Source organism: Actinomadura gamaensis (genome assembly GCF_042652125.1).
Classification (GTDB): domain Bacteria; phylum Actinomycetota; class Actinomycetes; order Streptosporangiales; family Streptosporangiaceae; genus Spirillospora; species Spirillospora gamaensis.
The window spans coordinates 13,523-40,177 of record NZ_JBHSIT010000020.1; the positions used below are offsets into that span (position 1 = coordinate 13,523).

The 26,655-nt window shown below is 74.2% G+C and carries 26 protein-coding genes; 13 read left to right on the forward strand and 13 right to left on the reverse strand.

What is annotated here, in order from left to right:
* Positions 1–69: 69 nt before the first annotated feature.
* A complete protein-coding gene (locus ACFPCY_RS41265; protein WP_378265020.1) occupies positions 70–1,386 on the forward strand; it encodes a cytochrome P450 in 1,317 nt (438 codons plus the stop codon).
* A 116-nt stretch (positions 1,387–1,502) separates the two neighbouring features.
* On the opposite strand, the gene ACFPCY_RS41270 is transcribed toward ACFPCY_RS41265, so the two are convergent.
* A complete protein-coding gene (locus ACFPCY_RS41270) occupies positions 1,503–2,423 on the reverse strand; it encodes an NADP-dependent oxidoreductase (protein ID WP_378265022.1) in 921 nt (306 codons plus the stop codon).
* 1 nt (position 2,424) lies between these two features.
* Positions 2,425–3,516: a saccharopine dehydrogenase family protein gene (locus tag ACFPCY_RS41275; RefSeq protein ID WP_378265024.1), complete on the reverse strand. Its 1,092-nt coding sequence runs from the start codon at positions 3,514–3,516 to the stop codon at positions 2,425–2,427.
* A gap of 71 nt (positions 3,517–3,587) precedes the next feature.
* Here ACFPCY_RS41275 and ACFPCY_RS41280 point away from each other — a divergent pair, with 71 nt between their 5' ends.
* Together ACFPCY_RS41280 and ACFPCY_RS41285 are read left to right on the forward strand one after the other, a co-directional pair.
* Positions 3,588–4,568 (forward strand): helix-turn-helix domain-containing protein, encoded by a 981-nt coding sequence (locus ACFPCY_RS41280; protein ID WP_378265026.1) that lies wholly within the window; start codon positions 3,588–3,590, stop codon positions 4,566–4,568.
* 30 nt (positions 4,569–4,598) lie between these two features.
* Positions 4,599–4,994 (forward strand): YchJ family protein, encoded by a 396-nt coding sequence (locus ACFPCY_RS41285; RefSeq protein ID WP_378265028.1) that lies wholly within the window; start codon positions 4,599–4,601, stop codon positions 4,992–4,994.
* 96 nt (positions 4,995–5,090) lie between these two features.
* On the opposite strand, the gene ACFPCY_RS41290 is transcribed toward ACFPCY_RS41285, so the two are convergent.
* The gene (locus tag ACFPCY_RS41290; protein ID WP_378265030.1) at positions 5,091–5,957 is read right to left on the reverse strand and encodes a lysozyme; all 867 of its coding nucleotides are present in this window, start codon (positions 5,955–5,957) and stop codon (positions 5,091–5,093) included.
* A gap of 245 nt (positions 5,958–6,202) precedes the next feature.
* Here ACFPCY_RS41290 and ACFPCY_RS41295 point away from each other — a divergent pair, with 245 nt between their 5' ends.
* The gene (locus ACFPCY_RS41295; protein ID WP_378265032.1) at positions 6,203–7,246 is read left to right on the forward strand and encodes a cobalamin-independent methionine synthase II family protein; all 1,044 of its coding nucleotides are present in this window, start codon (positions 6,203–6,205) and stop codon (positions 7,244–7,246) included.
* A gap of 300 nt (positions 7,247–7,546) precedes the next feature.
* Here the strand turns inward: ACFPCY_RS41295 and menC are convergent, their stop codons facing one another.
* From menC to ACFPCY_RS41310, 3 genes are all read right to left on the reverse strand, one after another.
* Entirely contained in the window at positions 7,547–8,650 is a 1,104-nt protein-coding gene (gene menC / locus ACFPCY_RS41300) for an o-succinylbenzoate synthase (protein WP_378265034.1), read from the reverse strand.
* Positions 8,647–9,519 carry a GNAT family N-acetyltransferase gene (locus ACFPCY_RS41305; RefSeq protein ID WP_378265215.1) on the reverse strand — a complete coding sequence of 291 codons (873 nt, stop codon included), beginning with the start codon at positions 9,517–9,519 and terminating at the stop codon, positions 8,647–8,649. Before ACFPCY_RS41305 ends, menC begins: the two co-directional genes overlap by 4 nt.
* 104 nt (positions 9,520–9,623) lie before the next feature.
* Positions 9,624–10,373, reverse strand: a complete 750-nt coding sequence (locus tag ACFPCY_RS41310; protein WP_378265036.1) for a TetR/AcrR family transcriptional regulator — start codon at positions 10,371–10,373, stop codon at positions 9,624–9,626.
* Between the two features lie 95 nt (positions 10,374–10,468).
* Here ACFPCY_RS41310 and ACFPCY_RS41315 point away from each other — a divergent pair, with 95 nt between their 5' ends.
* Positions 10,469–11,641 (forward strand): serine hydrolase domain-containing protein, encoded by a 1,173-nt coding sequence (locus ACFPCY_RS41315; RefSeq protein ID WP_378265038.1) that lies wholly within the window; start codon positions 10,469–10,471, stop codon positions 11,639–11,641.
* Between the two features lie 42 nt (positions 11,642–11,683).
* On the opposite strand, the gene ACFPCY_RS41320 is transcribed toward ACFPCY_RS41315, so the two are convergent.
* Positions 11,684–12,634 (reverse strand): Lrp/AsnC family transcriptional regulator, encoded by a 951-nt coding sequence (locus ACFPCY_RS41320; protein WP_378265040.1) that lies wholly within the window; start codon positions 12,632–12,634, stop codon positions 11,684–11,686.
* Between the two features lie 122 nt (positions 12,635–12,756).
* On the opposite strand from ACFPCY_RS41320, the gene ACFPCY_RS41325 reads away from it, so the two are divergent.
* Positions 12,757–14,166, forward strand: coding sequence for an MFS transporter (locus ACFPCY_RS41325; protein WP_378265042.1), 1,410 nt, complete (start codon positions 12,757–12,759; stop codon positions 14,164–14,166).
* Positions 14,167–14,226: 60 nt separating this feature from the next.
* Here ACFPCY_RS41325 and ACFPCY_RS41330 read toward each other — a convergent pair whose 3' ends face one another.
* Positions 14,227–14,970: a hypothetical protein gene (locus ACFPCY_RS41330; protein WP_378265044.1), complete on the reverse strand. Its 744-nt coding sequence runs from the start codon at positions 14,968–14,970 to the stop codon at positions 14,227–14,229.
* A 201-nt stretch (positions 14,971–15,171) separates the two neighbouring features.
* Between ACFPCY_RS41330 and ACFPCY_RS41335 the strand changes: the two genes are divergently transcribed.
* Complete coding sequence (locus tag ACFPCY_RS41335) at positions 15,172–16,077, forward strand: hypothetical protein (protein ID WP_378265046.1); 906 nt, start codon at positions 15,172–15,174, stop codon at positions 16,075–16,077.
* On the opposite strand, the gene ACFPCY_RS41340 is transcribed toward ACFPCY_RS41335, so the two are convergent.
* The gene (locus ACFPCY_RS41340) at positions 16,064–16,702 is read right to left on the reverse strand and encodes a TetR/AcrR family transcriptional regulator (protein WP_378265048.1); all 639 of its coding nucleotides are present in this window, start codon (positions 16,700–16,702) and stop codon (positions 16,064–16,066) included. The genes ACFPCY_RS41335 and ACFPCY_RS41340 overlap by 14 nt on opposite strands.
* Positions 16,703–16,781: 79 nt before the next feature.
* On the opposite strand from ACFPCY_RS41340, the gene ACFPCY_RS41345 reads away from it, so the two are divergent.
* Both ACFPCY_RS41345 and ACFPCY_RS41350 read left to right on the forward strand, forming a co-directional pair.
* Positions 16,782–17,432 (forward strand): hypothetical protein, encoded by a 651-nt coding sequence (locus ACFPCY_RS41345; RefSeq protein ID WP_378265050.1) that lies wholly within the window; start codon positions 16,782–16,784, stop codon positions 17,430–17,432.
* Positions 17,433–17,582: 150 nt separating this feature from the next.
* Entirely contained in the window at positions 17,583–18,236 is a 654-nt protein-coding gene (locus tag ACFPCY_RS41350) for a Bax inhibitor-1/YccA family protein (protein ID WP_378265052.1), read from the forward strand.
* A gap of 85 nt (positions 18,237–18,321) precedes the next feature.
* Here the strand turns inward: ACFPCY_RS41350 and ACFPCY_RS41355 are convergent, their stop codons facing one another.
* On the reverse strand, positions 18,322–19,302 hold the full coding sequence (locus ACFPCY_RS41355; RefSeq protein ID WP_378265054.1) for an alpha/beta hydrolase: 981 nt from the start codon (positions 19,300–19,302) through the stop codon (positions 18,322–18,324).
* A gap of 69 nt (positions 19,303–19,371) precedes the next feature.
* Here ACFPCY_RS41355 and ACFPCY_RS41360 point away from each other — a divergent pair, with 69 nt between their 5' ends.
* On the forward strand, positions 19,372–19,965 hold the full coding sequence (locus ACFPCY_RS41360; RefSeq protein ID WP_378265056.1) for a TetR/AcrR family transcriptional regulator: 594 nt from the start codon (positions 19,372–19,374) through the stop codon (positions 19,963–19,965).
* Positions 19,966–20,024: 59 nt separating this feature from the next.
* A complete protein-coding gene (sigJ, locus tag ACFPCY_RS41365) occupies positions 20,025–20,975 on the forward strand; it encodes an RNA polymerase sigma factor SigJ (RefSeq protein ID WP_378265058.1) in 951 nt (316 codons plus the stop codon).
* 217 nt (positions 20,976–21,192) lie between these two features.
* Here sigJ and ACFPCY_RS41370 read toward each other — a convergent pair whose 3' ends face one another.
* Both ACFPCY_RS41370 and ACFPCY_RS41375 read right to left on the reverse strand, forming a co-directional pair.
* On the reverse strand, positions 21,193–21,666 hold the full coding sequence (locus tag ACFPCY_RS41370) for a PaaI family thioesterase (RefSeq protein ID WP_378265060.1): 474 nt from the start codon (positions 21,664–21,666) through the stop codon (positions 21,193–21,195).
* Between the two features lie 136 nt (positions 21,667–21,802).
* Positions 21,803–22,810, reverse strand: coding sequence for a helix-turn-helix transcriptional regulator (locus ACFPCY_RS41375; protein ID WP_378265062.1), 1,008 nt, complete (start codon positions 22,808–22,810; stop codon positions 21,803–21,805).
* 103 nt (positions 22,811–22,913) lie between these two features.
* On the opposite strand from ACFPCY_RS41375, the gene ACFPCY_RS41380 reads away from it, so the two are divergent.
* Both ACFPCY_RS41380 and ACFPCY_RS41385 read left to right on the forward strand, forming a co-directional pair.
* Positions 22,914–23,759, forward strand: a complete 846-nt coding sequence (locus ACFPCY_RS41380) for an NAD(P)H-binding protein (protein WP_378265064.1) — start codon at positions 22,914–22,916, stop codon at positions 23,757–23,759.
* 187 nt (positions 23,760–23,946) lie between these two features.
* The gene (locus tag ACFPCY_RS41385) at positions 23,947–25,182 is read left to right on the forward strand and encodes a cytochrome P450 family protein (RefSeq protein WP_378265066.1); all 1,236 of its coding nucleotides are present in this window, start codon (positions 23,947–23,949) and stop codon (positions 25,180–25,182) included.
* Here the strand turns inward: ACFPCY_RS41385 and ACFPCY_RS41390 are convergent, their stop codons facing one another.
* A complete protein-coding gene (locus ACFPCY_RS41390) occupies positions 25,183–26,589 on the reverse strand; it encodes an MFS transporter (RefSeq protein WP_378265068.1) in 1,407 nt (468 codons plus the stop codon).
* Positions 26,590–26,655: the final 66 nt, after the last annotated feature.

Here is a 26,655-nt window from a genome sequence, read left to right on the forward strand (position 1 = left end):
GTCACTTGGAGTCGGCGACGGCCGCTGCCAGACTCGGGAGGTCCGGCACCTCCCGAGCGAAGGAGCGGCATGCCGTCCTCGACCGACCCCCCGCGGGAACGGGACATCGACCTCGCCGACCTGGCCTTCTGGCAGCGTCCCGCCGAGGAGCGGGAGAAGGCGTTCCGGCTGCTGCGCGAGCGGCCCGGGCCGGTGTTCTTCCCGATGCCGGCGATCCCGTTCCTGCCGCGCACCCCCGGTTTCTGGGCGCTGACGAGGCACGCCGACGTCACCGGGGCGTCCCGGCTGCCCGAGGTGTTCTCCAGCGAGCCGAGCGCGACCACGCCGGTCGACCTGCCCGACTGGCTGAACCGCTACGTCGACACGCTGCTGAACATGGACGACCCGCGGCACGCCAAGGTGCGCCGGACGGTCTCGCGCGCGTTCGCGCCGCGCGTCCTCGCCCGGCTGCACGACACCGTGCGGGCGCGGGCGGAGCGGATCGTGGCCGACCTGGTCCGGAACGGTCCCGGCGACTTCGTGTCCGCCGCCGCGGTGCGGCTGCCGATCGAGGTCATCTCCGAGATGCTCGGCGTCCCCGAGCGGCACTACGGGCGGATCGTCGCGCGCACCAACGTGCTCCTGGGGTTCACCGACGAGGAGTACACGACGATGTCGCCGGGCTTCGGACGGGTCGGCACCGGCCGGGCCCTGCTGAAGGTCGCCCGCGCCGGCCGCGACCTGCACGGCCTGGCCGCCGACCTCGGCCGCGAGCGCGCGCGGCGTCCGACCGGCGACCTGACCTCGACGCTGGTGAACGCGGACGTGGACGGCGAGCGCCTCAGCCCGCGCGAGTTCGGCGCGTTCTTCCTGCTGCTGGTGCTCGCGGGCAACGAGACGACCCGCAACGCGATCGCGCACGGGCTGAAGCTGTTCACCGACCATCCCGAGCAGCGCGAGCTGCTCATGGAGGACTTCGACAACCGGATCGGCGGCGCGGTCGAGGAGATCGTCCGGTACTGCTCGCCGGTCGTCTCGTTCCGCCGCAACGTCGTCCGGGACCACGAGCTGAACGGGCACCGGTACCGCGCGGGCGACCGGGTGCTGCTGTTCTACTCGTCGGCGAACCGCGACGACGCGGCGTTCGACCAGCCGGACGCGTTCGACATCTCCCGGCACCCGAACCCGCACGTCGGGTTCGGCGGGCCGGGGCCGCACTTCTGCCTCGGCGCGAACCTCGCCCGCCTGGAGATCACCGAGATGTTCCGCGCGCTCTTCACGCGGCTGCCCACGGCCCGCGCGGTGGGCGAACCCGACCTGCTGCGCTCGTACTTCATGAACGGCGTGAAGCGCATCCGGATCGAGTTCGACGCGCCCGTCCCGCCCGCGCGCGACGCGTCCGCCTAGCAGCGCGACAGCCTGGCGTCACACCCGCCTGGCGGCACGCTCCCCGAGCAGCGCGGCGGCCAGGCAACGCGGCGGCCTGGCGGTGCGGCGGCCCGGCCGCCCGGGCGGTCAGACGGTCAGACGGTCAGGACGATCTTGCCGGTGACGCGGCCGGTCTCGCCGCGCGCGTGCGCCCGGGCGGCGTCCGCCAGGGGGAACACCGAGTCGATCTCGGCGCGCAGCCGGCCCGCCCCGGCCAGCGCCGCGACCTCCCGCATCGAGCCGTGGTCGGCCTCCACCAGCATCTCGGCCGCCCGGACGCCGTACCGCGCGGTGTCCAGGTCGCGGATGTGGTTCACGATCGACACGAGGACGCCGCCAGGCCGCAGGGTCGGCAGCGAGCGCGGGCCGTACTCGCCGCCGACGCCGTCCAGGACGACGTCCACGTCGCGCACGGCGGCGGCGAAGTCGGTCGCGGTGTAGTCGATCACCTCGTCCGCGCCGAGGCTCCGGACGAGGTCGTGCTTGGGCGCGCTCGCCGTGCCGATCACGTAGGCGCCGAGTGCCTTGGCGATCTGGACGGCCACGTGCCCGACCCCGCCCGCCGCCGCGTGGATCAGCACGCGCTGCCCGGCGCGCAGGCCCGCGGTGTCGACCAGGGCCTGCCAGGCGGTGAGCGAGACCAGCGGCAGCGCGCCGCCCTGGACGTGGCCGGCGTCCGCGGGCAGGGGAACCACGTGGCGGGCGGCGGCGACCGCGTACTCGGCGTGCGACCCGTTCCCGTACGGGTACCTCAGCATGCCGAACACCTCGTCGCCCGGCCGGTGGATCGTCACGCCGAGGCCGACCTCCTCGACGACGCCCGACACGTCCCAGCCGAGCACGAACGGCGGCGTGCCGAGGATCAGGCCGGTGGCCCGGTGGATCCAGTCGGTCGGGTTGACGCCCGCCGCCCGGACCCGGATCAGCACCTCCCCCGGGCCGGGTTCGGGACGCTCCAGCTCGACCTCTTTCAGCACGTCGGGGCCGCCGAGGACGTCCTGGCTGATGGCCCGCATGTCAGGCGCCTCCGAGGCGGGAAGGGACGGAACGATCGTGGAACTCGACGGTCACGTGGGGCGCCAGGGCACGCAGGAAGTCGCGCGCGTCGAAGAGCGCGCCGGCCGACGCGACGCCGGTCGTCCTGATCCGGCCGGTGAGGATCCGGTGGACGGCCTCGACGGCGAGGGGCGCGCTGACCGCGTAGATGTCCCGTCCGGACGCCACGGCCGAGCGTTCGCGGGAGCCCGAGACCACGGCGACGTCCACGACGAACGACTGCGCCGACCGCCCGTGCTCGTCGGCCGCGACGGGCGCGGGCGTGTCGGGCGACGACAGGTCCCGCGCCGCCTCGACGGCCATGTAGGTGCGCACCTCCGGGACGTCCAAATGGCTGGGGACGGTCACGACGTCGGCCATCGTGAACTCCCCGAAGACCTCCCGCACGCCGGTCGGCTCGGGGAAGGCCCACTTCCGGGTGCGCAGCTCGTCGTCGTGGTGGGTCAGGCGTCCGCCGGTGAAACGGAGGTGGCGCCCGCCGCGCCTGCGCCGGGAGACCTCGCCCGCGGCGCGCGTCCCGGACGTGGGGTGCCAGCTGTCGAGCCCGTAGGCGACGTGCACCTCGTCGCCGCCGGACCAGTCGCCGGCGCCCTTCCAGCCGTCGATCGCGGCGGTGGCGAGCAGGTCGCCGAGGCCGCCGAAGAACGCCATCGCGGGCAGGACGACGGTCCCGGCCTCGCGGGCGCGGTCGCCGAAGCGCGCGAAGGTGTCGAGGTTGGCCTCGATCTCGGCCGCGACGTCCACGTAGGGGATCCCGGCGCGCAGCGCCGCCTCGGTCACCGGGCCGCCCGTGCCGGCGAACGGCCCGGCGGCGTTGATCACCGCGTCCGCGCCGGACAGCGCGCGGTCGAGCGAGGCGGCGTCGTCCGCCGCGCCCTGCCGGGCGGCGAGGCCCGGGTGCTCGGCGGCGAGCGCGTCCAGCTTGGCCTGGTCGCGGCCGACGAGGACGGGGACGAACCCCCGCGCGAGGAGTTCGGCGACGACGAAGCGCCCGGTGTGTCCGTAGGCCCCGAAGACCGCGACCGTCCGTGCCCGTTCCTTGAGTTCGTTCATGCGATCATCCTCGCGACCAGCGAGGACGCCGGGCTAGTGTCCGGAACGACAAGGTGCGTACAATTCCGGACGTGCCCTCCTCGCCGCATACCGTCGCGATCGCCGTCGCGAACGGCATCCTCCACTTCGAGCTGGCCCTGGCGTACGAGCTGTTCTCCTCGCCGCCGCCCGTGACGGCCGAATCCTGGTACGAACCGGTCATCTGCGGCGCGGGGCCGGTGCGCGCCGACGGCCGCTTCCTGCTCGAACCCGACGCGGGGCTCGACCGGATCCCGCTCGCCGGCACCGTGGTCGTGCCGGGCTGGGCGGAGGTGGACGCCGATCCCCCGGCGGACCTCGTCGCGGCCGTCCGCGCCGCGCACGACGCCGGGGCGCGGGTCGCGTCGCTGTGCACGGGCGCGTTCGTCCTCGCCGCCGCCGGGCTGCTCGACGGACGCCGCGCGACGACGCACTGGGCGCACACCGAGGCGCTCGCCGCCCGGTACCCGCGCGTCGAGGTCGATCCGGACGTCCTCTACGTGGACGACGGCAGCGTCCTGACCTCGGCGGGCAAGGCCGCGGCGCTCGATCTGTGCCTGCACATCGTCCGCCTCGACCACGGCTCGGCGGTCGCCAACGCGGCGGCGCGGAGGCTGGTCGTGCCGCCGCACCGGCCCGGCGGCCAGGCGCAGTTCGTCGCGACGCCGGTCCCCGAGCCGCGCGACCACCCGCTCAGCGACCTGCTCGCCTGGGCGGGCGCGCGCCTCGACCAGCCGCTGACCGTCGAGGACATGGCGCGCCGCGCGAACCTCAGCTCGCGCCACCTGGGCCGCCACTTCAAGGCGATGACGGGCACCACTCCCCTGCAATGGCTGCTCACCCAGCGCATCCGCCGCGCCCAGGAGCTGCTGGAGACCACGGACGAGAGCGTGGACGCCATCGCGGCCGCCACCGGCATGGGGACGGCGACGTCCCTGCGCAGGCACTTCAACCGGACGGTCGGCGTGCCGCCCGACGCCTACCGCCGCACCTTCCGCGCCCGCCACTCCGACACGGCCCCGGCCCGCGTCTAGGCGACGCCGGAAGGACGGGAGAATGGGGGCATGCCCAAGCGCCGATCCGAGCCCTGCCCCTGCGGCCTGCCCGCGCCGTACCGCGACTGCTGCGGACGGCTGCACCGCGGCGAGGCGCGGGCCGAAACGGCCGAGCTGTTGATGCGGTCACGCTACAGCGCCTTCGTGATGCGGGACGCCGACTACCTCCTGCGAAGCTGGCACCCGGCGACGCGTCCGCCGGGCATCGAGTTCGAGCCGGGACTGCGGTGGGAGCGGTTGGAGATCGTCCGGACGGCGGACGGCGCGGCCGGCGACACCCGGGGCACCGTCGAGTTCCGCGCGCACTACGTCCAGGACGGGCGGCGCGACCACCTGCACGAGAAGAGCCGCTTCGTCCTGCACGACGACGCCTGGGTGTACGTGAACGGCCGCGTCGAACCCTGACGGTCTCCTCCGATCCCTGTTCGACTCCCACGGTTCTCGGGCACGCGCGTGCCCTCGGGCGCGTGCCCTCGGGCGCGTGCGCGTCGCGGGCGGGCGTCAGCTACTGGCGAAGACCTGGAGGCGGCTGAGGTCGCCGTTGAAGTAGTCCTGGTCGCCGGGGAAGGTTCCACTGTCGGACCACTGCCAGATCGTCTGGTAGGTCCAGTTGTAGGGCATCGTGCCGGGGCTGCCGTTGTAGTTGGCGATCACGAGCGGGTTCGTGGACGCGAACGCGCCGCGGTTGCCGGTGCACTGCGACCACCAGCTCGTGGAGGTGTAGATCGCCGGGTAGCGGCCGGTGCGGGCCTTGTAGCGGTCGCTGAACGCCAGGATCCAGCTCACCATCCCGCTCTGCGAGAGGCCGTAGCAGGCCGCGCCGTACGGGTTCCACTCCATGTCGAGCATGCCCGGCAGCGTCCGGCCGTCGGCGGACCAGCCGCCTCCGTGGTCGACGAAGTAGTCCGCCTGCGTCGCGCCGGACGAGTTGTTCGGCACGGCGAAGTGGTACGCGCCGCGGATGAGGCCGGCGTTGTACGAGCCGTTGTACTGCTGCGCGAAGTAGGGATTGGTGTAGCTCGTGGACTCGGTGGCCTTGACGTAGGCGAACTTCGCGCCGTTGGCGGCCACCGACGACCAGTTGACGTTGCCCTGCCAGCCGCTCACGTCGAGGCCGGGTGTCTGGGTGACGGCGAGCGCGGGCGGGACGGGGGCGCGCCGGAAGTGCTCGTGCTTGACGATCTGCGAGCCGAGCCAGTGCCGCTCGGGGCCGTCCTTGGGTACGGCCGGGGCTGCCGGAGAGGTTGGGGTTGCCGCGGAGGTCGGGGTTGCCGGGGAGGCGGAGGCGGCGGGGACGGCCGCGGCCAGCGCGCCCGCCGCGAACGCGGTGGACAGCGCGGCCGAGAGCAGCGTGCGGAAAGGGGTCATGGGAGGACTCCCGGGGGCGGGGGACGGACGGGACGCTGCGGCGTTTATAACCCGCTCCCGAACCGCCGCGAAGACCGCGCGGAGCGTTTGATTCCGTTGTTCGATCGGCGCGTCCGTTCTTTGGCAACTTCCGTGCTCCCGCGTCGCGGCGCGTTCGGCTATGGACGCGCCTGACCGGACCCGACCTCCCCCATCGTCACGCAAAGTGATTGACGACATCCAGAGAGTGATCTAGCGTCGCTTCCATGGGCCTTCCCACCGAACCGATCGGCAGCGTCCCGCGTCCGCCCGACCTCCTGACCGCCCTGAGCTCCGGCGGCGACGCGTCGGCCGCGCAGGAGCGGGCCGTCGCCGAGACCGTCCGCCAGATGGAGGAGGTCGGCTCGCCGGTCGTCACCGACGGCGAGCAGTCCAAGCCGAGCTTCGCGACCTACCCGGTCGCCGGGCTCGCCGCCCTGGCGTCCGACGGCGTCGCCATCCCGTTCGCCGACGGGCACACCCGGCAGCTGCCCAGGCTGACGGCCGGGCCGTTCCGCTACCGGCACCACGCGGTCGAGTACCTGCGCGCCGCGCAGCGGGTCGCCCGCGTGCCGGTCAAGCAGGCCGTCATCGCACCGTCCGCGCTCAGCCTGCTGTACCCGGCCGATGGAATCGCCGGCTATTCGCGCGAACAGTTCCTCGGCGACCTCGCGGACGAGGCCGAAAAGGACATCCGCGATTGCCTGGATGCGGACGCGCACGTCGTGCAGCTCGATTTCACCGAAGGACGGCTGTCCCTCAAACTCGACCCCAGCGGTAGCGTGCTGGACGATTTCCTCGCGCTCAACAACCGCGTCCTTGAACGGTTCTCGGACGCCGAGCGGGCCCGCATCGGGGTGCACACCTGCCCCGGCAGCGACCAGGACTCGACGCACAGCCTCGACATCGACTACGCGGAACTGCTGCCGAAGCTGTTCCGGCTCAAGGCGGGCAACTTCTACATCCAGCTCGCCGGCGAACCCGACCCGGACAGGGTGCTGGCGGTCGCCGCCGACCACCTGCCCGCCGGCGCGCGGCTCTTCATCGGAGTGACCGATCCGATCGACCCGCGCGTCGAGACGGCCGAAGAGGTCCGCGACCGGGTGCTCGCCGCCGCCCGGCACCTCCCGCTCGACCGGATGGGCACCTGCGACGACTGCGGGTTCTCCCCGTTCGCTGACGACACCTCGACCTCGCGCGAGACGGCGTTCGCGAAGATCCGGGCGCGGGTCGAGGGCACCGCCCTGGCGTCCGAGGCGCTCGGCGTCTGAGCCGCGCTCGGCGTCCGAGGCGCTCGGCGTCTGAGCCGCGCGCAGCGTCCGAGCCGCGCACAGCATCCGAGCCGCGCGCGGCGTCCGACCCGCGCGCAGCGTCCGACCCGCGCGCAGCGTCCGACCCGCGCGCGGCGTCAGCTTTCCAGGGGCGGCGACGGGGACGTGCGCAGGTAGCCGTCAGCGACGATCACCTCGGCCATCGCGGGCGGACGCGCAGAAATGTACTCGACAATTCCCGGCAGTTCGTTGTCCAGGGGAATGTGCGGGATGCTTCACGTCCCGACGGGAATGTGAGACTCAAAGCGTGATCCACTCGGACGAGGTGGTGAAGGCGTGCAGCCGGTCCTGGACGGGTTCGACGCCGATGCCGGGACCGTCCGGGACGTCCAGGTGCCCGTCGTCCAGTTCGAACGGCTCGGTGACGTCCTCGGCGAAGTAGCGCCGGGACGCCGAGGTGTCGCCGGGCAGGGTGAAGCCGGGCAGGGCGGCGAGGGCGAGGTTGGCGGCGCGCCCGATGCCGGTCTCCAGCATCCCGCCGCACCAGACCGCCACGCCGTGGGCGCGGCACAGGTCGTGGATGCGCTTGGCCTCCAGGTAGCCGCCGACGCGGCCGGGCTTGATGTTGATGATGGACGCGGCGCGCAGGGTGAGCGCGGCGGCGGCGTGCGCGGCCGACTCGATCGACTCGTCCAGGCAGAGCGGGGTGCGCAGGCGGCGGGCGAGCTCGGCGTGCTGGACGATGTCGTCGTCGGCGAGCGGCTGCTCGATCAGCAGCAGGTCGAACGGGTCCAGCTTGGCGAGTCGCGGCGCGTCCGCGAGGGTGTAGGCGGCGTTGGCGTCGACCTGGAGCAGCAGGCCGTCGCCGAAGCGCTCGCGGACGGCCCGGACGGGCTCGACGTCCCAGCCGGGCTCGATCTTCAGCTTGATCCGGACGTAGCCCTCGGCGAGGTAGCCGTCCACGGCGTCGAGCAGCTCGGGGACCGAGTCCATGATCCCGACCGACACCCCGCACGGCACCCGGTCGCGGTCCGCGCCCAGGTGGCGGGCCAGGGACCGGCCGGCCGTGCGGAGCTCGGCGTCCAGCACGGCGGTCTGCAGCGCGGCCTTGGCCATCCGGTGCCCCTTGACCGGCTCCAGCGCGCGCTCGACGGCGTGGGCGTCCACGCCGTCCCTCGGCAGCGCGGGGATCAGGAAGCGGCGCAGCACGTCCGCCGCGCCCTCGACGTACTCGGAGCTGTAGAGCGGCAGGTCCATCGCGACGCACTCGCCCCAGCCCTCGGCGTCCGGCGTGACGACCCGCACGAGCAGCACGTCACGCGCGGTCTCGACACCGAAGGACGTGCGGAACGGCGCCACCAGCGGCATCGCGATCCGGCGCAGCTCGATCCCGTCGATCTTCATCGTCGGCTCCAGTCGGACGGGCCCGCCCCTCCGGCGGACGACGGTTCGGCACCGGGCCGGCCGGCGCGGCGCTCGGCGGCGAGGCGGTCGGCGGCGCGGCGATCGGCGGCGCGGCGTTCCACGACGTAGCTCGCGCGGTCGTGGAAGCCGGTCACGCGCGCGCCGGCGGCGAGCAGCCCGCCCAGCACTTCGCGGACGGCCAGCCGCCAGGCGCGCGCCGCGTCCGGGTCGGTGCGGCGCAGCGTCTCGATGTCCGGCGGCAGTTCGACCAGGACGGTCCCGGCGCCGGTGTCGAGGATCTCCGGACGCCCGTCGCGGTCGCGCAGCGCGTAGGCGGCCCCCTCGGTGCGGACGTCCGGCCGGACGGAGGTCAGCTCCCAGGCGGCGAGCACCCGGTCGGTGTCGTCCCCGCCGTTGATCGCGTCCCGCATCGGGCCGTAGAAGGAGGTCAGGTACTCGACCGGCCGGGCGCCGAGCTTGACCAGGTTGAAGTGGGCGTTGCGGCGGACGAGCGGATCGAACGTCCAGGTGATGTGGGTCAGGCCGCGCGCCAGCGCCCACTCGCGCTGGTGCGTCTTCAGCGCCAGCCCGATCCCGCGTCCGGGGAGCGCGCCGGTCAGGTGCGAGTGCAGCGTGGTGCCGACCGGCGCGGCGAAGAACGCCACCGACGCCCCGACGAGCCGCCCGTCCTGGAAGACGCCGGCGACGTAGTTGCCCGCGTGCGCCAGGGCGCGCATCATCTCGGCCGAGACGGGCGCTCCGCCCTCGTCGGGGCCCCAGATCTCCTCGACGAGCCGCACGACGGCGTCGAACTCGTCCAGCTCGCGCAGCTCCCGCACCCGCGGCCCGGAGCCCGCCTCGTGGTCCATCGGCACGTTCCGTCCTCCCGAGAGCGATCACCCCAACGCTACGCGGCGTCACCCCGTCGTCGCCCGCTGCCCCGCCGATCGCCGACGCGGGTCGCGCGGGCGCCTCAGCCCTGCCGGTCGGCGGCGGCCCGGGCGAACAGGCCGTCGACGAACGCTTCGAGCGCGGAGGCGTAGGTGTCCTGCGCGGCCAGGGCGGGCCAGCGGTCCCCGACGGCGGCCAGGGTCGGAAGCCGTGACATGTCCACGCCGTCGCCGAAGAACGGGTCGCCGGGCCCGGGGGCGCCGGGCCTCAGGGCGCCGGGCTGGAGGGCGTCGGGCCGCCGGTCGCGCGTGCGGGCGCGGACGAGGATCTCGCCGACGGTGTAGTACCAGACGCTCCGGAACAGGTGGACGGCCTGCTCCTCGGTGCACCCGTGCTCGATCGCGGCGGCCACGATGGTCTCGACCACGCGCAGCGCCGGTTCGCCGAGCCGGGCGAGGAACCCGTCGGTCGTGAGGATCTCCGCGGCCCACGGCCAGGCGGCGAGGGAGTCGTGCATCGCGACCGCCGCCGCGACGACGCGGTCGCGCGGATCGTCCGGCAGGTCGGGGCGCAGCGTCCGGTCGGTGTGCTCGTTGAGGAGCTGGACCAGCAGGTCCTCGCGGTCGCGGACGTGGTGGTACAGGGTCGTCGTCCCGATGCCGAGCTCGGCCGCGAGCCGCCGGACGGTCAGCCGCTCCCAGCCGTCCCGCTCGATGACCAGCCGCGCCGCCGCGAGGATCTCCTCGCGCGAGGTGGCCGGCGGACGGCCGGTGCGGGCGCGCGGCGGGTTCCGCCGGGCCGGGGCGTCCGGGGTCGAAGCGTCTCGGGGCACCGGTCCATCATGCCGTCCCGCCGCCGCGCGTGCCACCGGTGTGATCTCGGCCGCACCCATCGACACGAGGCCGCGCTCGGGGCTACTTTCGGAACATGTTCCGAAACTCTTCCCAGGAGATCAGCACCGCGCCGTCCGCACCGTCCGCCCTCGACGCGGACGGCCTGGCCTCGGCGCTGGACGCCGTCCACCGCGCGGGCATCCCCGGCGTGGTCGCCGAGGTCCGCGACGGCGACCGGGTCTGGCGCGGGGCGGCGGGCGTCGCCGACCTGCGGACCGGCCGTCCCGTCACGGCCGACATGCCGCACCGCGTCGGGAGCATCACCAAGACCTTCACCGCCGCCGCCGTCCTGCGGCTGGTCGAGCGGGGCGCGGTCGGCCTCGACGCGCCGATCGGCGACCACCTGCCCCGGCTGGTGCCGGACGGGCGCGGCGCGGGGATCACCGTCCGGATGCTGCTCTCGCACACCAGCGGCATCCCCGAGTACCTCTTCTCCGCGTTCCCGTCCCTCCGCGGCTTCCCGGCGGGGGACTTCTCGACGCGCAGCCTGGACGACAACCGCTTCCGCCGGTTCGCGCCGTCCGAGCTGGTCGCGATGGGGCTCGCGGCTCCTCCGGCCGGACGTCCGGGCGGCCCCTCGGGGGTCTACTCCAACGCCAACTACCTGCTGCTCGGCGAGCTCCTGCGGGAGCTGACCGGCCTACCGCCCGAGGAGCACATCACCCGCGACGTCATCGGACGCGCCGGGCTCCGGCACACCGCGTTCCCGTCCGCCCCGCGCCTCCCGGACCCGCATCCGCGCATGTACGAGGCGTTCTACGGCCACATCGACCCGCCCCGCGACTACAGCGAGTACGACATGTCCTGGACGGGCGTGGGCGCGTCGCTCGTCTCGACCCCCGGAGACCTCAACCGCTTCTACCGCCTGCTGCTCGCGGGCGAGATCGTCAACGCGACATCGCTGGAGCAGATGCGGCGGACCGGGCCCGTCCTCACCCAGGACGGCCAGAGCACGATCGACTACGGCCTCGGCCTGCACCGGTTCGAGATCCCCGGCAGCGGCACCTTCTGGGGCCACGACGGGACGGTCTGGGGCGCGCAGGCGCTCTCCCTGACCAGCGCGGACGGCACGCGCCAGCTGTCGGTCGCGATGAACCTCGTCCGATGGAAGCGCCTGGGCTCCCCCGCGACCCACCCCATCGACGAGGCGCTCTCGCACTTCTACCGCCGCGCGCTCGGCGGCGACCCGCACGCCTCCGCCTCCTAGGAGCCCGGCATCCCGACCGGCCACAGGGCGCGATCGTCCGAGTCAGCGCGCCGCGCTCGGGCTGGCCGCCTTCACCGTCCGCAGGACGGGCGAGGTCTCCAGGGCGCGGATCGCGGGCAGCTCGCCGAGCCGGCGGGTGAGGTAGCGGTGCAGGGCCGCGGGGCTCTCGCACAGGGCATGGACGACCAGGTTCGTGGGGCCGGTGGTGGCCGCGACGAAGGCCGGCTCGTCGTGCGCGGCGAGGACCGCTCCGACCCGGTCCAGCTCGGTGGGGGCGACCGCGAGCCAGAGCAGGGCCTGGGTCGTCACGCCGAGCCGGGCGTCGTCGAACTCCACGTCGAAGAACAGCGCGCCCGAGGCCCGCAGGTCGGTCAGGCGGCGGGCGACGGTGGCGGGTGACCAGCCGGTCGCGGCGGCCAGTTCCGCCAGCGTCGCGCGGCCGTCGCGGTGCAGGGCCGTCAGCAGGCCCGCGTCGTCCTCGGTGAGGGCGCCGCGGCCCGACGCTCCGGTCAGGTCGGGGACGAGCCGGGCGCGCTGGTCTTCGGTGAGGACGTCGGCATGGCCGGGCCATCCGGTCGGGCCGCCCCGGTAGGTGTGCAGCAGGCAGTGCGCGGACACGGCGGTGATGGCCGGAGTGCGCGGGATGTCCTGGAGCAGCAGGGCGTGGTCGTCGCCGGAGTCCACCACCACGACGATCTCGGTGCCGCCGGACGCGAGCTTCACCCACGTGGTGTCCGTGCGGCGGGCCAGCGCGCGGGCCAGCTCCGGTGCGGCGCGCGGGACGGTCGTGATCCGCACCAGCCACCGGGCGCGTCCGGTGCGGTCGGGATCGGCCAGGCCGACCACGCGCAGCCCGGAATCGGCGCGCATCCGGCGGTAGCGGCGCGCCACGGTCTGCGTGGACACCCCGAGGACGGACGCGACGCGCGCGAACGGCGCGCGCCCGTCGATCCGCAGGGCGTGCAGGACGGCCCGGTCCACCTTGTCGAGCATGGACACATTCTGCGCCAGGACCGGCTTCCGTGGAACGAATCCGCGATATGGCGGCCGTAGTTGGAACGGCCGAGCGGCCCGGCCCCAGTCTCGGGAGACCCGAACAACGAGACGGAGAGCCGATGACCGACTTCCGACGCCGGGCGGCGCTGGCCGTGCTGCTGACCGCCGAGGCGATGAACATGCTGGACGGCACGATCGTGCACGTCGCGGCGCCGGTGATCCACGCGCGGCTGGGCGGCCGGGCCGCCGACGTCCCGTGGTTCACCGCCGCCTACACGCTGCCGTTCGCGCTGCTGCTCATCACCGGCGGGCGGCTCGGCGACATCGCCGGACGGGCCCGGGTGTTCCGCATCGGCGTCGCCGGCTTCACCCTCGCGTCGGCGGCGTGCGCGATGGCGGGCTCGCCGGGCGCGCTCATCGCCGCGCGGGCGGTCCAGGGAGCCTGCGCCGCGCTGGTGATCCCGCAGACGATCGGGCTGATCCGGGCGCGTTTCGAGGGTCCGGCGCTGGCCCGCGCGATGGGCGCGATCGGCCCGGTGATGGGCCTGTCGGCGGTGTGCGGCCCGGTGCTGGGCGGGCTGCTCACCGAGGCGCTGTCCTGGCGTGGGGCGTTCCTGGTGAACGTCCCGCTGGGCGTGGCGGTGCTGGCGGCGTCGGGCGTGCTGCGCGAGGACCGCGCGGCCCGGCGTCCGCGCCCGGACCTGCCCGGCACCGCGCTGGTGACGGTGGGCACGGGCCTGGTGGTGTTCCCGCTGGTCCAGACCGGCGGCGGGAGCTGGCAGTGGGGCGGTGCCGTGGTGGGAGCAGCGGTGCTGGCGGCGCTGGTGCCGTACGTCCGGTGGAGCGCCCGGCGCGGCCGGAGCCCGCTGGTGGAGCCGAGCCTGTTCGCCAACCGCGGCTTTCCCGCCGCGCTGGTCGCGTCCGTGCTGTTCTTCGCCGTGATGACCGGCTTGTCGCTGGTCATCGCGATGAGCCTGCAGAGCGGACGCGCCGGAGCGGACGCCCGGACGGCCGGGCTCGCGATGCTGCCCTGGTCGGCCGGCATGGCGGTGGCCTCCTGGGCCGCCGGGACGTGGCTGGTCCCCCGCATCGGAGCGCGGTTGATGTTCGTCGGGCTGGCCGTCCTCGGGGCCGGAATCCTGGGAATGGTCGCGGTCGAGGCGACTTCGCCAGGTTCCCGCTGGATGCTGGAACCCGCGCTCGGGATCGCCGGCTGCGGACTGGGCCTGTTCACGGTGCCGTTCTTCACGACCGCGCTGCATCGCGTCCGTCCGCACGAGACGGGCTCGGCGGCGGGGCTGCTCAACGCCGTCCAGCAGGTCGGCGGGACGCTCGGCGTGGCGCTGCTGGGCGGGACGTTCCTCGCCGCAGCGCCCGCGCACGGCCCAGCGGCAGCCACCGAGCGAGCCGCCGGGGCCGCGCTCGCCCTGCTGCCGGCCACCGCGTTCGCCGCGTCCTTCATGACCCGCAAGACGCGCGCGCCACGGCCGAGCGCAGCCCGGACGGCCGCCGCCCAAGCCCACGACTGACCGCCCAGCGACGCCCACAAGCGCGACCTTGAGAAGGCCGCGCTTGTGGGGCGTACAGGGTCAGGGCGTCTGCGCGGCTCGGATGACGGCCTCCGGGTCGTCGGCGGGGCGGAGGTCCAAAGTGGTTTCGAGCCACTCCAGGTACTTGTCGCGGAGCGGCGCCGGTTCGCACGGCCGCAGCCCGACCTGGTGCTCGTCGCACCAGATCTCGGTCTCGGTGAGGGCCGCGATGAGCTGGAAGAACTCGCGCAGGTCGCGGGCGACGGGGTGGATCCCGGCCGTCTTGCCGACCGCGAGGACGCGTCCGCCGGCGTCCAGGGCGAACACGGTGTCGGTGTCGTTCTCGGCGAACGGCGTCATGTCGGCGGTGAGTGCGGGGTTGCGGATTCGCTCACGCTCGCCGTAGGCGTCCAGCAGCCAGAACCCGTTGGCGTACCCCTTGTAGAGCCGGTTGCCGAACCGCGCGAGCAGGTTCAGCTCATGGTTCGGCGACCACACCGCGTCGGGCACCAGCGGATGGATCCAGGCCGCCCACTCGGCCTCCAGCTCGGCCTGCGCGGCGTCGACGATCTCCTCCCAGTCGTCGGCGGGCGTGATGCCGAACGTCCCGTCCAGCCAGGCGAGGAAGGCGGACCGGCCGCCGGGCTCGTCCAGCGCTCGTCCACGTACGGCCGTCCGCGCCGCACCTCGAACCCGTGGACGAAGCCACCGGGATGGGCGTCTTCGAACTCGGTCAACATCCGGAGTTCGGGGAACAGCGGTCGCGCGTCGGACATGGGGGAGCCTCCAGAACTGATCATGCAAGACGCGCGGGACGCTAACACCGCCCAACGACAGGCGCCTCGCTTCCGTGCGCCGCGGCCTTCACGAAACGTAAAGCCAGAGCAAAGTCGTTCGAACTTCGGGGCGGAGTGCGGCGTCCAGATGAGTACGCCTTTGCATACGGGGGCGTGGGGCGGCGAAGTGTTTCCGGGCCGTTCGCTGGGGCGATCGAGGACGGGGTCCATGTTCCGACGCGCGACTTCTGTGGCCGCCGCCTGCGCGGTGACCGCCGGGCTGGCCGCGGGGTGCGGTCCGTCCGGGTGCACTGCCGGCCGGATCGCGGACGCCTACGAGGTGTACTCGCCGTTCGTCCTCGCCGTCCTGCCCGAGGTGGCGCCGAAGACGATCCCCGGCATCGCCGTCGATCTGGGACTGTTCGCGGCCGACGCGTTGGCGAAGTACGTCATCGACCACAAGGTGAAGAAGGGGACGACCTGGCTGCTGGTCGAGCAGACGCTCGACGGTCAGCGGAAGACGTCGGTGTTCGAGCTGCGGACCGACCGGGACCTCAAGGTCAGCGTGAACGGCGCGCAGCTGAGGCACGTGGACCTGTACGTCCGGCAGCGGCAGATCCGGGTGGTGGTTCCGGACGGCGCCGCGGCGACGGTCGCGGTCACCGACGCGCAGGGCGGCGACGGCGTCGCGGTGCGCGGCACCGTGCCCAGCGACCTCGGCGGGTCCCGGGACCTGGAGTCCGGCAGGACGTTCCATCACTCGCTGGGCGAATCCGACCCGCCCGAATCCACGACGGCGGACATCCGCTACCGCAAGTACGTCGCGTCGGGGCCGGATCTCGTCAACGGGGCGAGGGCCGCGCGGTTCACCGGCCAGGGCCGGCCGACGCTCGCCGCGTGCATGTCCACCCCGCCCACCGCCTGGAAGGACCGGATCGAGGGGTGGCCGGGCGGCAAGGACAGCGCCTGGTGCGTCAGGACCAACGCCGGGCATTACGGGCTCGCGGTCCACGCGTCCAAGAGCGGCGTCTTCTTCGGCGGCTCCCAGGGGTTCGACGGGCTGAGCTACCTGCTGTGGGCGCAGCCCGGGCTGCCGGCCGCCGCCGTCTCCGAGGCGAAGATCAAGAAGTGCTGAGCGCGGACGGCGGCGCGCCGGGCAGCGGGCGCGGGTCGGTGCTCCGCAGGCCGTCCAGGACAACCCGGAGGTTGCGTTCCCACTGCCGGTCGCCGGCCTTCAGGCCGAGCGTGTGGGGTCCGGTCGAGGACGCGGCGACCAGCAGGAACGCGACGTCCTCCCAGGTCACGTCCGCCCGCATCGCCCCGGCGCGCTGGGCCCGCTCGACCACGCGCCGGATGCGGTCGCGCAGCTCGGCGCGCGAGTGGTCCAGGACGTCGCCGAGGCGCTTGTTCACGTCGCACAGCTCGTTGCGCAGCCGGATGTAGGCGGCCGCGAACGTCTCGAAGCCCGTCCAGGGGTCCCGTTCGGCGATGCCCTCGTCGGCCTTCGCGACGATCTCCCCCAGCACCTCGCCGAGGACGGCTTCGAGCAGCGCCTCCAGGGAGCCGACCCGCCGGTAGAAGGTCCCGACACCCACGCCGGCGCGGCGCGCGATCTCGTGCGCGGTGATGTCCCCGCCCTCGAGCGCGGCCTCCCGGGCGGCGACGACCAGGCGCTCCACGTTCCGCCGGGCGTCGGCGCGCGGACGCCGGCCCGAGCCGTCGTCCAGGAGCCGATCCACCGCCGCCACCGCGTCCGTCATGCCGCCAGCCTAGCAATAAGTGGACGACGATCGTCCGATTAGCCGGGCGGCGGGCGGGCGCCGGGTGAGACAATGGCGAATGGACTCCGACGCGTCGCGGATCGCGGTCACCGGCGGACTCGAAGCGGTCCGGCGCCGTCCGCTCCTCTACTACGGCGTGCCGCTGGACGATCCCGGCCTGCCGGGCGTGGTGCTGTCCCTCGCCGTCCGGGACGCGCTGACCGAGGAGGCCACCGACGCGCCGCTCCGCGTCCGGGTCGTCATCGAGGGCCCGAGGCGGTTCAGCGTCGAGGACAACGGCCCCGGGATCCCGCTCGCGCGGAGCGGCCCGGACGGTGCGCTCGTCCTCACCGAGCCGATGACGACCCTGCTCTGCGGCCGTCCGGCCGTCTACAAGACGGGGATGGCGGTGGTGACCGCGCTGTGCGCCGAGGCCGTCGCGGACGTCTGGCACGACGGCCGCCACTACCGGCAACGCGCCGACTGGACGGCCGAACCGCGTCCGCTGGAAACGCTGGAGCCGTCCGACCGGCACGGGACCCGCGTGACCTACCGGCTCCGCGACGCGTACCTGTCCCCCGCCGCGGCCCTCCCCGATCGGCCAGATGCCCTGCTCCAGCAACTGTTCGTTCCGCCACCGGAGCGGCCGGACATCCCGCGCCCTGGCCCGGAGACGACGATCGAGCTGATCGACCGCCGCGACGGCACCCGGACGCTGCTCCTCCCCTGACCTGCGCCCCCGGTTTTGCGCCCCCGCCGCGCCACCCGAGGGGCGCCCGGCCCGCCTCCGGCGGGGATTGCGAGGACGGAGGCGGGGCATTGTCGATCACGAAGGACGGTCCCGGCCGGACGCCGGCCGACCGGGGACGGGAGGGAAACCGTGAGCCAGTATCCGTTCTACGCGCCCGGATCCGCGGTGCGCGGGCGGACGCACACCTTGTTCGCCCAGACGATGGGGTACGTGGCCGCCACCGCCGGCCTGTTCGCGCTCGGCGCCTACGCCGGGCGCGACCTGACCGGCGCTGCCGGCATCGTGGCGGCCATCGCGTCCTTCGCCTGCCTCCTCGCCATGCAGTTCACCGTCGGCCGGTCGAGGCCGCTGACCGTGGCGCTGCTCGGCGCCTTCGGCCTGCTCATCGGGGTGGCGATGGCGCCCGTCCTGGCCGAGTACGCCAGCGTCCAGCCGGGGGCGCTGTGGCGGGCGGGCGGCGCCACGGCGCTGTTCATCGCGGGGTTCGGCGCGGCCGGGTACGCGACCCGGCGCGACCTGTCCGCGCTCTCCCGGATCCTGTTCTGGGCGCTGCTGGCCCTCATCGTGTTCGGCCTGGTCCTGGTGTTCGTCCGGATCCCGGGCGGCGAGCTCGTGTACTCGGTGCTCGGCCTGGTGATCTTCGCCGGGCTGACCATGCTCGACTTCCAGCGGCTGCGCCGGTCGGCGGACCTCGACTCCGCTCCCCTGCTCGCCGCCGCGATCTTCCTCGACATCCTGAACGTCTTCCAGTTCTTCCTGCGCATCTTCACCCGCGACGACTGACCGCCCGGACCGGCCCGCCCCACCGACCCGCCCGGATCGCCCTGCCCGACCGACGCGCCGCCCGGCCGACCGGCCCGATCGACGGTCAGTCCGCCAGGGCGTCCCGGAGGAAGTGGAGGATGTCGTCGCGGGCGGTCTCGGCCGCCGGGACGACGCCGGGCATGCTGAGGAAGGCGTGTCCCGTGCCGGGGTACTCGACGGCGCGGACGGCCGTCCCCGCCTCGCGCAGCCGCTCGGCGTAGCGGCGGCCCTGGTCGGCGATCGGGTCCTCGGTCGGGACCAGGACGAGCGCCGGGGGCAGTCCGGCGAGGTCCCCGGCGTGCAGCGGGGACAGCGCGCGGGCGTCGGCCCCCGGCGGGACGGCCAGGCGGCGGAACAGGCGCATCTGCGGCAGGCTGAGCGTAGGGCTGTCCGCGTACCGGGTCATCGACGGGTAGTCGAAGAGGGATTCGGTCACGTCGGTGACCGGGTTGACGAGGACCTGCGCCCGCAGCGGGATCCGCGCCTCGCGGGCGCGCACCGCCGCCAGCGCGCTGATCAGGCCGCCGGTGCTCTCACCCATCAGGACGGTGCGCGCCGGATCGACGCCGAACCGCGCCGGGTTGCGGACGACGTGGTCGAGCACGTCCCAGCCGTCCTCGGCGGCGGCCTCCAGGCCGACGTCCCGGGCCAGCAGCCGGTGCTCGACCGAGACGACGACCGCGGGCAGGCCGGCGGCCATGTGGCTGTTGATCCAGTCGCACTGGACCGCCGTCCCCACGAAGCCTCCGCCGTGGACGTGCAGCACCAGCGGCAGGTCCCTCCCCTGGTCGGCGGACGGCCGGTAGACCCGGACCGGCAGGTCGCGGCCCGGAAGCGCCACCTGCTCCCACGCGATCGCGGCGTCCGGGTGCGGCTCGCCGGTGATGGCACGCATGGCGGGCGACGAGCGCCGCGCGTTCTCCTTCGTGCGGAAGGCGTCCAGTTCCTCGTCGCTCATCGCCGCCCAGTCCGGGTCGCCGCCCAGCGCCTGGCCGCGCGTCGCCTCGGCCGCCTGCGGCCCGCGGGTTCCGGTGTTCTCGCGCATGGCTCACCCCACAGTTTCGCTACCTGAAGTATCGAAACCAACAGTAGCGTATTTCGGTATGGTGTGACCATGGGAGCCGCGAGCACGAACCCCCGACCGCCCGGCAGGCCGCGTTCCGGCGTCACCGCCGAGGTGTTCGCCGCGACCCTGGCCACCGTGGACGAGCTGGGATACGCCCGCGCGACGGTGGACCGCATCGCCGCCGCGGCCGGGGTCGCCAAGACGACGGTCTACCGGCGCTGGCCGTCCAAGGGCGCGCTGATCGTGGACTGCCTCCTGGACGCGTTCGGCCCGATGCCGCTGGACGGTCCCACCCGCGCCGGAATGCTGACCGCGGCCGTCCACTGGATCGCGGAGAAGATCGGCGAGCCGGGCGTGGGCGACGCGTTCGCGGGCGTGTTCAGCGACGCCGTCAGCGACCCGTCGCTGCGCGAGATCCTGTCCACCCGGCTCCAGGACCCGTACCGGCTCGCGCTCCAGGAGGCGCTCGGTGAGCCGGAGCACCGCGTCCTGTTCTTCATCGACACCGTCGTCGGAACCCTGCTCCACCGGATGGGCATGACCGGCGTCCCGATGGTGGACGCCGACGTCGACGCGCTGGTCGAGATGGTCGTGGCCTACTTCGACACCCCCGGGTCGGGCGGCGGCCGTCCGCCGTCCTGACATTTCCGGGCGCCGCCTCGTCGGGTCGGCGACACCGTTCAGGACAGGGAGCCAGCACCATGACCACCCCTACGAGGCCGGAACGCGACACCTCCGACGCGGGGCTGGACGCGGTCGTCAGCGAGCGGCGGCAGCTGATGAGCCTCGCGTACCGGCTGCTCGGCTCGGTGGCCGAGGCCGAGGACGCCGTCCAGGAGACCTACGCCCGCTGGTACGCGATGACCCAGCGCGAGCGGGACGCCGTCGCGTCGCCCGGGGCCTGGCTGACGACGGTCGCCGGCCGCGTCTGCCTGGACGTGCTCCGCTCGGCGCGCGCCCGGCGCGAGCGGTACGTGGGCGAGTGGATCCCCGAGCCGGTCCCCGGCCGGGCCGACTGGATCGGCGGACGCCCCGGCCCGGCCGCGTCCGCCGCCCCCGGCGACCCGGCGGACCGCATCACCCTGGACGAGTCGGTCGGCATGGCGTTCCTGGTCGTCCTGGAGTCGATGACGCCGGCGCAGCGCGTCGCGCTCATCCTGCACGACGTCTTCGGCTACCCGTTCGCGGAGATCGCCGAGATCACCGGCCGGACGCCCGCCGCCTGCCGCGAGCTGGCGTCCGCCGCGCGCCGCCGCGTCCGGGCCGCGGCCCCGCCCGCGTCCCCGGCCGACCGCCAGGCCGATCTGGTCCGCGAGTTCAAGCGGGCGTGGGAGGCCAGGGACATCGGCGCCCTGCTCGGCCTCCTCGACCCCGCCGCCACCTTCACGGCGGACGGCGGCGGCCTGGTCGTCACGACGCTCCGCCCGATCGAGGGCGGCGACAGGATCGCCCGCTACGTCCTCGGCCTGGCCTCCCGGATCACGCCGGAGGTCACGCTCGCGGAGAGCACGGTCAACGGCCGTCCCGGACTCATCGTGCGGCGGGCGGGCCAGGTCACCGGCGTCTACGCGTTCGAGGTCGCCGACGGGCGGATCACGCACATCTGGGCCGTCCGCAACCCGGAGAAGCTCCGCACCTGGACGGACGCCTGACCTCGCGCCCGGTCGGCCGGGCGGCGTCAGCGCAGGAGGGACGCCGCCCGGCAGACCGGGAGCGGATCGCGACGCGCCTGGTCGGGGTCGTCCCGGCGGGCGGGGTGACGAGCGTGAAGTAGCCGCCGTCCGCGCGGCGGCGCGCCATCCGCACCTGCCCGGCGGCGAGCATGGAACCAGCGGCACGTCGCAGGCGGGGATTCCGGCCGCGCGCGGCTCACTGGTCGGGGCGTCCCGGAAGGCAGATGAGGGTCTGCTGGCCCGCCGCCACGAGCCGGCGTTCCTCGCCCCGGACGCCGAACACCTCCAAATTGCAGACCGTCAGCGTCCGCCCGGATTTCAACACCGTCCCCACCGCCTCGATGTGGTCGCCCTCGGCGGGGGCCAGAAGGTTGATCTTGTACTCGACGGTGAGCACCGACGAGTCGTCGGGGAACAGGGTGAACGCCGCGTAACCGCCGGCGCTGTCGGCGATCGCGCTGGTGGCCCCGGCGTGGAAGTAACCGTGCTGCTGGGTCACCTCGGGGCGCGCGGGCAGCACGATGTGCACGCGTCCCGGCCCGATGTGCGCGAGCCGTGCGCCGAGGTGCCGCATCAATCCCTGCCGTTCGAAACTCTCCCGGATGCGCGCTCGGACGTTCGGAGCGGCCTGCTCGTGTCGCTGCGTGTCGTCCTGCTTCCGGTCGTCCATGGCACTCCTTCACGGGGAGACGGCGTCGACACATGTGATCATGGCGTGCCATGGGCGATTCCGGGGTGCCCGGACGGGCCCGGGTCAAGGCGCGGCGGTCAGCGCGTAACGGATCGGCAGGTGCTTCCGGACGGCCTCAGCGCGGGTCGGCCGCGAACGCGAAGGCCGCGGACCGGTCCCGCAGCAGCGCGGCGAGCTCGGGGGAGTCGATCACCTCGAAGGGCCATCGGACCCAGAGCAGGCCGGCGGCGAGCACCTCGAGACGCACGTCGGCGATGTGCCAGTGCGTCGCCGCCCGACCGGTGGCGGTCGTCGCCGGGGAGAAGTCCGCGGCGAAGCCGCCCATGTACGCCTGGACCTGCTCGATCGGGGCGTGGATCAGGATCGTCGCCGTATGCCGGCGAGGCGGAGCGCCGAGCCGTTCGGTGACGAACGCGGCCGGGTCGCCGCCGGGCACCTCCTGCGGCTCGAAGCGCGCGCCCGTGGCCGACGCGCCGGTGATCCGATCGACGCGCAGCACCCGCCAGCCGCGGTCGAGGTCGCGGCAGACCAGGAACCACCGGGTCTGCCGGGGCACCAGGGCGGCGGGCTCGACGTGGCACGGGAACTCCCGTCCGCCGTCGGCGTCCTCGGTGCTCATCACCCGCAGCCGGACCCGCTCGGCGTCCCGGCACGCCAGCGCCAGGACCGCCAGCACATCGGCGTTCATCGGAGCCGGATACGCGCCGGCCATCGCGTTCGGCGTGCCGCCGAGGGCCACCGAGGAGCGCAGCGCCCGCACGCGCCGGCGCACCGCGGGCGGCATCACCTGCTCCATCTTGGCCAGCGCGGTGAGCGCGACCTCGCCGCCGCCGGCGGCGCCGTTGGCGGCCGACGAGGCGAGGGCGGCGGCCACGGCGAGGGCCTCGTCCGGCGTGAACACCAGCGGCGGCAGGTCGCCGCCCGTGGACAGCCGGTAGCCGCCGTCGGGGCCGCGGCGCGCCTCGATGCGATAGCCGAGCCCGCGGAGCCGCTCCACGTCGCGGCGGAGGGTGCGCCCGTCGACGCCGAGCTGCCCGGCGAGCTCGCCGCCGCTCCAGGACCGGCGGGCCTGCAGCAGCTCCAGCAGGCGCAGCGCCCGCTCGGTGGGGGTCCGTTCCGGCATGGTTCGCGAATCTAGCGGAGATGCGGACAGGATATGACCTGAACTCTCTTTAGGTTGGCGATCAAGCCGGACGAACCGGCACCGCCTTCCCAAGGAGAACCCCGTGACCATCCTCGTCACCGGCGCGACCGGCGCAGTCGGCCGCCACCTCGTCGCGACGCTGCTCGCCCGCGGCGCCGCGCCGCGCGCCCTGACCCGCAAGCCCGACGACGCGGGCCTGCCGGCCGGGGTCCACGTCGTCGCCGGGGACCTGGCCGACGCCGGCACGCTCGGGCCGGAGGTGTTCGACGGCGTCGATCGCGCCTTCGTCTTCCCCGCCCCCGGCGTCGAGGCGTTCGTCGAGGCGGCCGTCGCCCGCGGCGTCCACCGCTTCACCGTGCTGTCCTCGCTCGCCGCCGCCGAGGAGTTCCCGCGCGACCGCGGGTCGGCGAGCCAGGTCCACCACGCCGCGGTCGAGAAGGCCGTGACCGCCCGCACCGGCGCCTGGACGATCCTGCGGCCCGGCACCTTCGCCAACAACCTGCTGTCGTGGGCCTGGCAGATCCGTTCCGGGGCGCCGATCCGGGCGCCCCACCTCGCATCGGCGCAGGCGCCGATCCACGAGTACGACATCGCCGAGGCCGCCGCCGAGACCCTGCTCTCCGACGACCGTCTCGGCGCCGCGATCCCGCTCACGGGACCGGAGGCCCTGACCCGCTCCGAGCAGGTCGCGGTCATCGGCAGGACGCTGGGACGGGAGATCCCGCTGGTGGAGATCACGCCCGAGGAGTTCCGCGCCGAGACCGCGCGGTTCATCCCCGAGCCCGTGCTGAAGATGCTGCTGGACTACTGGCACGACACCCTGACCGTCCCCGACGTGCCCCGGCCCGTCACCGCGGTGACCGGACGGCCCGGCCGGACCCTCGCCGAGTGGGCCGCCGACCATCGAGCCGACTTCGAGGCCGCCTGACGGGACCGGGCGGACGCGTCGCTGCTGACGGGCGACACCACGCGCCGGGCCGGCCGTCCTTGGAGGGCACACGGAGGAGACGCGAGGGGCGCTTGCGCGGGGCCGTCGCCGGACGGATCGTGAGGACGGGCCGCGCCGCCCGCGAGGCGGTGGCCCGCCGCCCGTAGGCCGACCTCTGGAGCGTCCGATGAGCACTTCCGCAGCCGACGGCCCGTTCGTCATCGACCCGACCGGAGCCGACGTGCAGGGCGACGCGGCGCGGATCCGCGCGCGCGGCCCGGCGGCGCGCGTCCTGCTGCCGGGCGGCGTCCCGGCGTGGGCGGTCGGCGATCCCGCGCTCCTGCGGCGGCTGCTCACCGACGACCGCGTCTCCAAGGACGGCTACCTGCACTGGCCGCCGCTGATCAACGGCGAGGTCGGCCCGGAGTGGCAGCTGTTCGTGTGGATCGCCGTGCGGAACATGCTCACCGCCTACGGCGACGACCACCACCGGCTGCGGCGGCTGATCTCCAGCGCGTTCACCGTCCGCCGCACGGCCGCACTGCGTCCCCGCGTCGAGGCGATCGTGGCCGAACTGCTCGACGAGCTCGCGGCCGTCCCGCCCGGCGAGCCGGTCGACCTGCGCGAACGCTTCGCCTACCCGCTGCCGATCCAGGTGATCTGCGAGCTGTTCGGGATCACCGACGAGGCCGCGCGCGAGGAGATCCGCGCGTGCGTCGACACGTTCTTCCGCACCACGGCCACGCCCGAGGAGGTGGCCGCCGCCTACCCGCGCCTCCAGGCGGTGCTGCGCGCGCTGATCGAGGAGAAGCGGGCGCGCCCGGCGGACGACATGTCCAGCGACCTCATCGCCGCGCGCGACGGCGGCTCGACGCTGTCGGAGCAGGAGCTCGTCGACACGCTCGTGCTGTTCGTCAGCGCCGGGCACGAGACGACGGTGAACCTGCTCGACAACGCGATCCACGCGATGCTCACCCGTCCGGACCAGCTCGCCCTCGTCCGGACGGGCCGCGCCACCTGGAACGACGTGATCGAGGAGACGCTGCGCGCCGAGCCGCCGATCGCCAACCTCCCGCTCCGCTTCGCGGTCGAGGACATCGAGCTGGACGGCGGCGTCGCGTTCCGCAAGGGCGACGCGATCCTCGCCTGCTACGCCGCCGCCGGACGCGACCCCGGCCTGCACGGCGACGACGCCGACGCCTTCGACGTCACGCGCGCCGGCAAGGAGCACATGGCGTTCGGGTACGGCGTCCACTACTGCCTCGGCGCGCCGCTGGCCCGGCTGGAGGCCGCGATCGCCCTTCCGGCGCTGTTCGGCCGCTTCCCGGACCTGGCCCTGGCCGTCCCGGCGGAAGAGCTGCGACCGCTGGCCTCCTTCATCTCCCACGGGCACGCCGCCCTGCCCGTCCGCCTCCGTCCGTGATCAGCCGTCGCGGCGCGGGGCGAGCAGCGCGGCGGCGAGGGCGCCCACCGCCGAGGCTGCCGCGGCGACGGCGAACCCCCGGGTGAAGCCGTCCAGCGTCGTCCCGGCCAGGCTGGCGGCGGCGACGCTGGAGACGACGGCCGCGCCGAAGGACGCGCCGAACTCGTGGAACGTGCTGACGATGCCGGACGCGATCCCGGCCTCGTGCGGCGCGACCCGGCCGAGCGCCGTCGCGGACGCGACGACGAACAGCGCACCCGTGCCCGCGGCGGCGACGGCCACGCCGGCGACCACGCTCACCGGACGCGCCGACAGCGCCGGGACGGCCATGCCCGCCGCCGCGAGCAGCAGTCCCGCGACGGCCGGGACGCGCGCTCCCCAGCGTCCGATCAGGCGTCCGGTCAGGTTCGCCCCGGCCATCGTGGCCAGCGCCACCGGCAGGAAGAGCAGGCCCGTCCGCAGCGCGCCGTACCCGCGCGCGTGCTGGAAGTAGAACGTGCCGAGGAAGAACACCGCGATCATCAGCGCGGTCGCCATCCAGATCAGGAAGACCCCGGTGGCGACCGGGCGCCGCACCAGCAGCCGGACGTCCATCAGCGGCGCGGACGCGCGCCGCTGCCACAGCGCGAACAGCGCGTAGCCGGCGAGGGCCGCCAGGACGAGGCCGGCGGTGGACACCGACGTCCAGCCGTGCTCACCGGCCGCGATGAGGGCGTAGATCAGCACCGCCGTGGACGCCGTGACCAGCGCCGCGCCCGGCAGGTCCAGGCCGGGCCGCGCCGCCGCCGGGACGGGCCGCCGCGGCAGCAGCACGGCCAGCGCGACGACGATCGCGAGCCCGATGGGCACGTTGACGAAGAACACCCACGGCCATCCCGGACCGGCGGTCAGCAGCCCGCCGAGCAGGACGCCGAGCGCCGCCCCTCCCCCGCCGAGCGCCGACCACACGCCGAGCGCCCGGTTGCGCTCCTCACCCTCGAACAGCCCCACGACCAGCGACAGCGCCGACGGCGACAGCAGCGCCGCGCCGAGGCCCTGGGCGACGCGTCCGCCGATCAGCAGTCCCGCCGACCCGGCCAGCCCGGTGACCAGCGACGCGGCGGTGAACAGCGCGAGCCCGGCGAGCACGACGCGCCGCGCGCCGAGCAGGTCCGTGACACGGCCGCCGAGCAGCATCAGGCCGCCGAAGGTGAGCGTGTAGGCGCTGACCGTCCAGGTCACGGCCTCGCGACCGAGCCCTAGGCCCGTCTCGATGTGCGGCAGCGCGATCGCGACGACGGTGACGTCCAGGATCAGCATCAACTGCGCCACGCCGAGGAACCCCAGGATGCGCCAGCGCGCCGGATGCGGTTCCGCGGCGGGCGCGCCCACCGCCGGATCGGCCTGTTCCACGGACTCTCGACTCATCGGATCCTCCTTGCCCGACCATAACTCGTACGTCTAAGTACGACTTCGTGCTGTGGACTATAACCC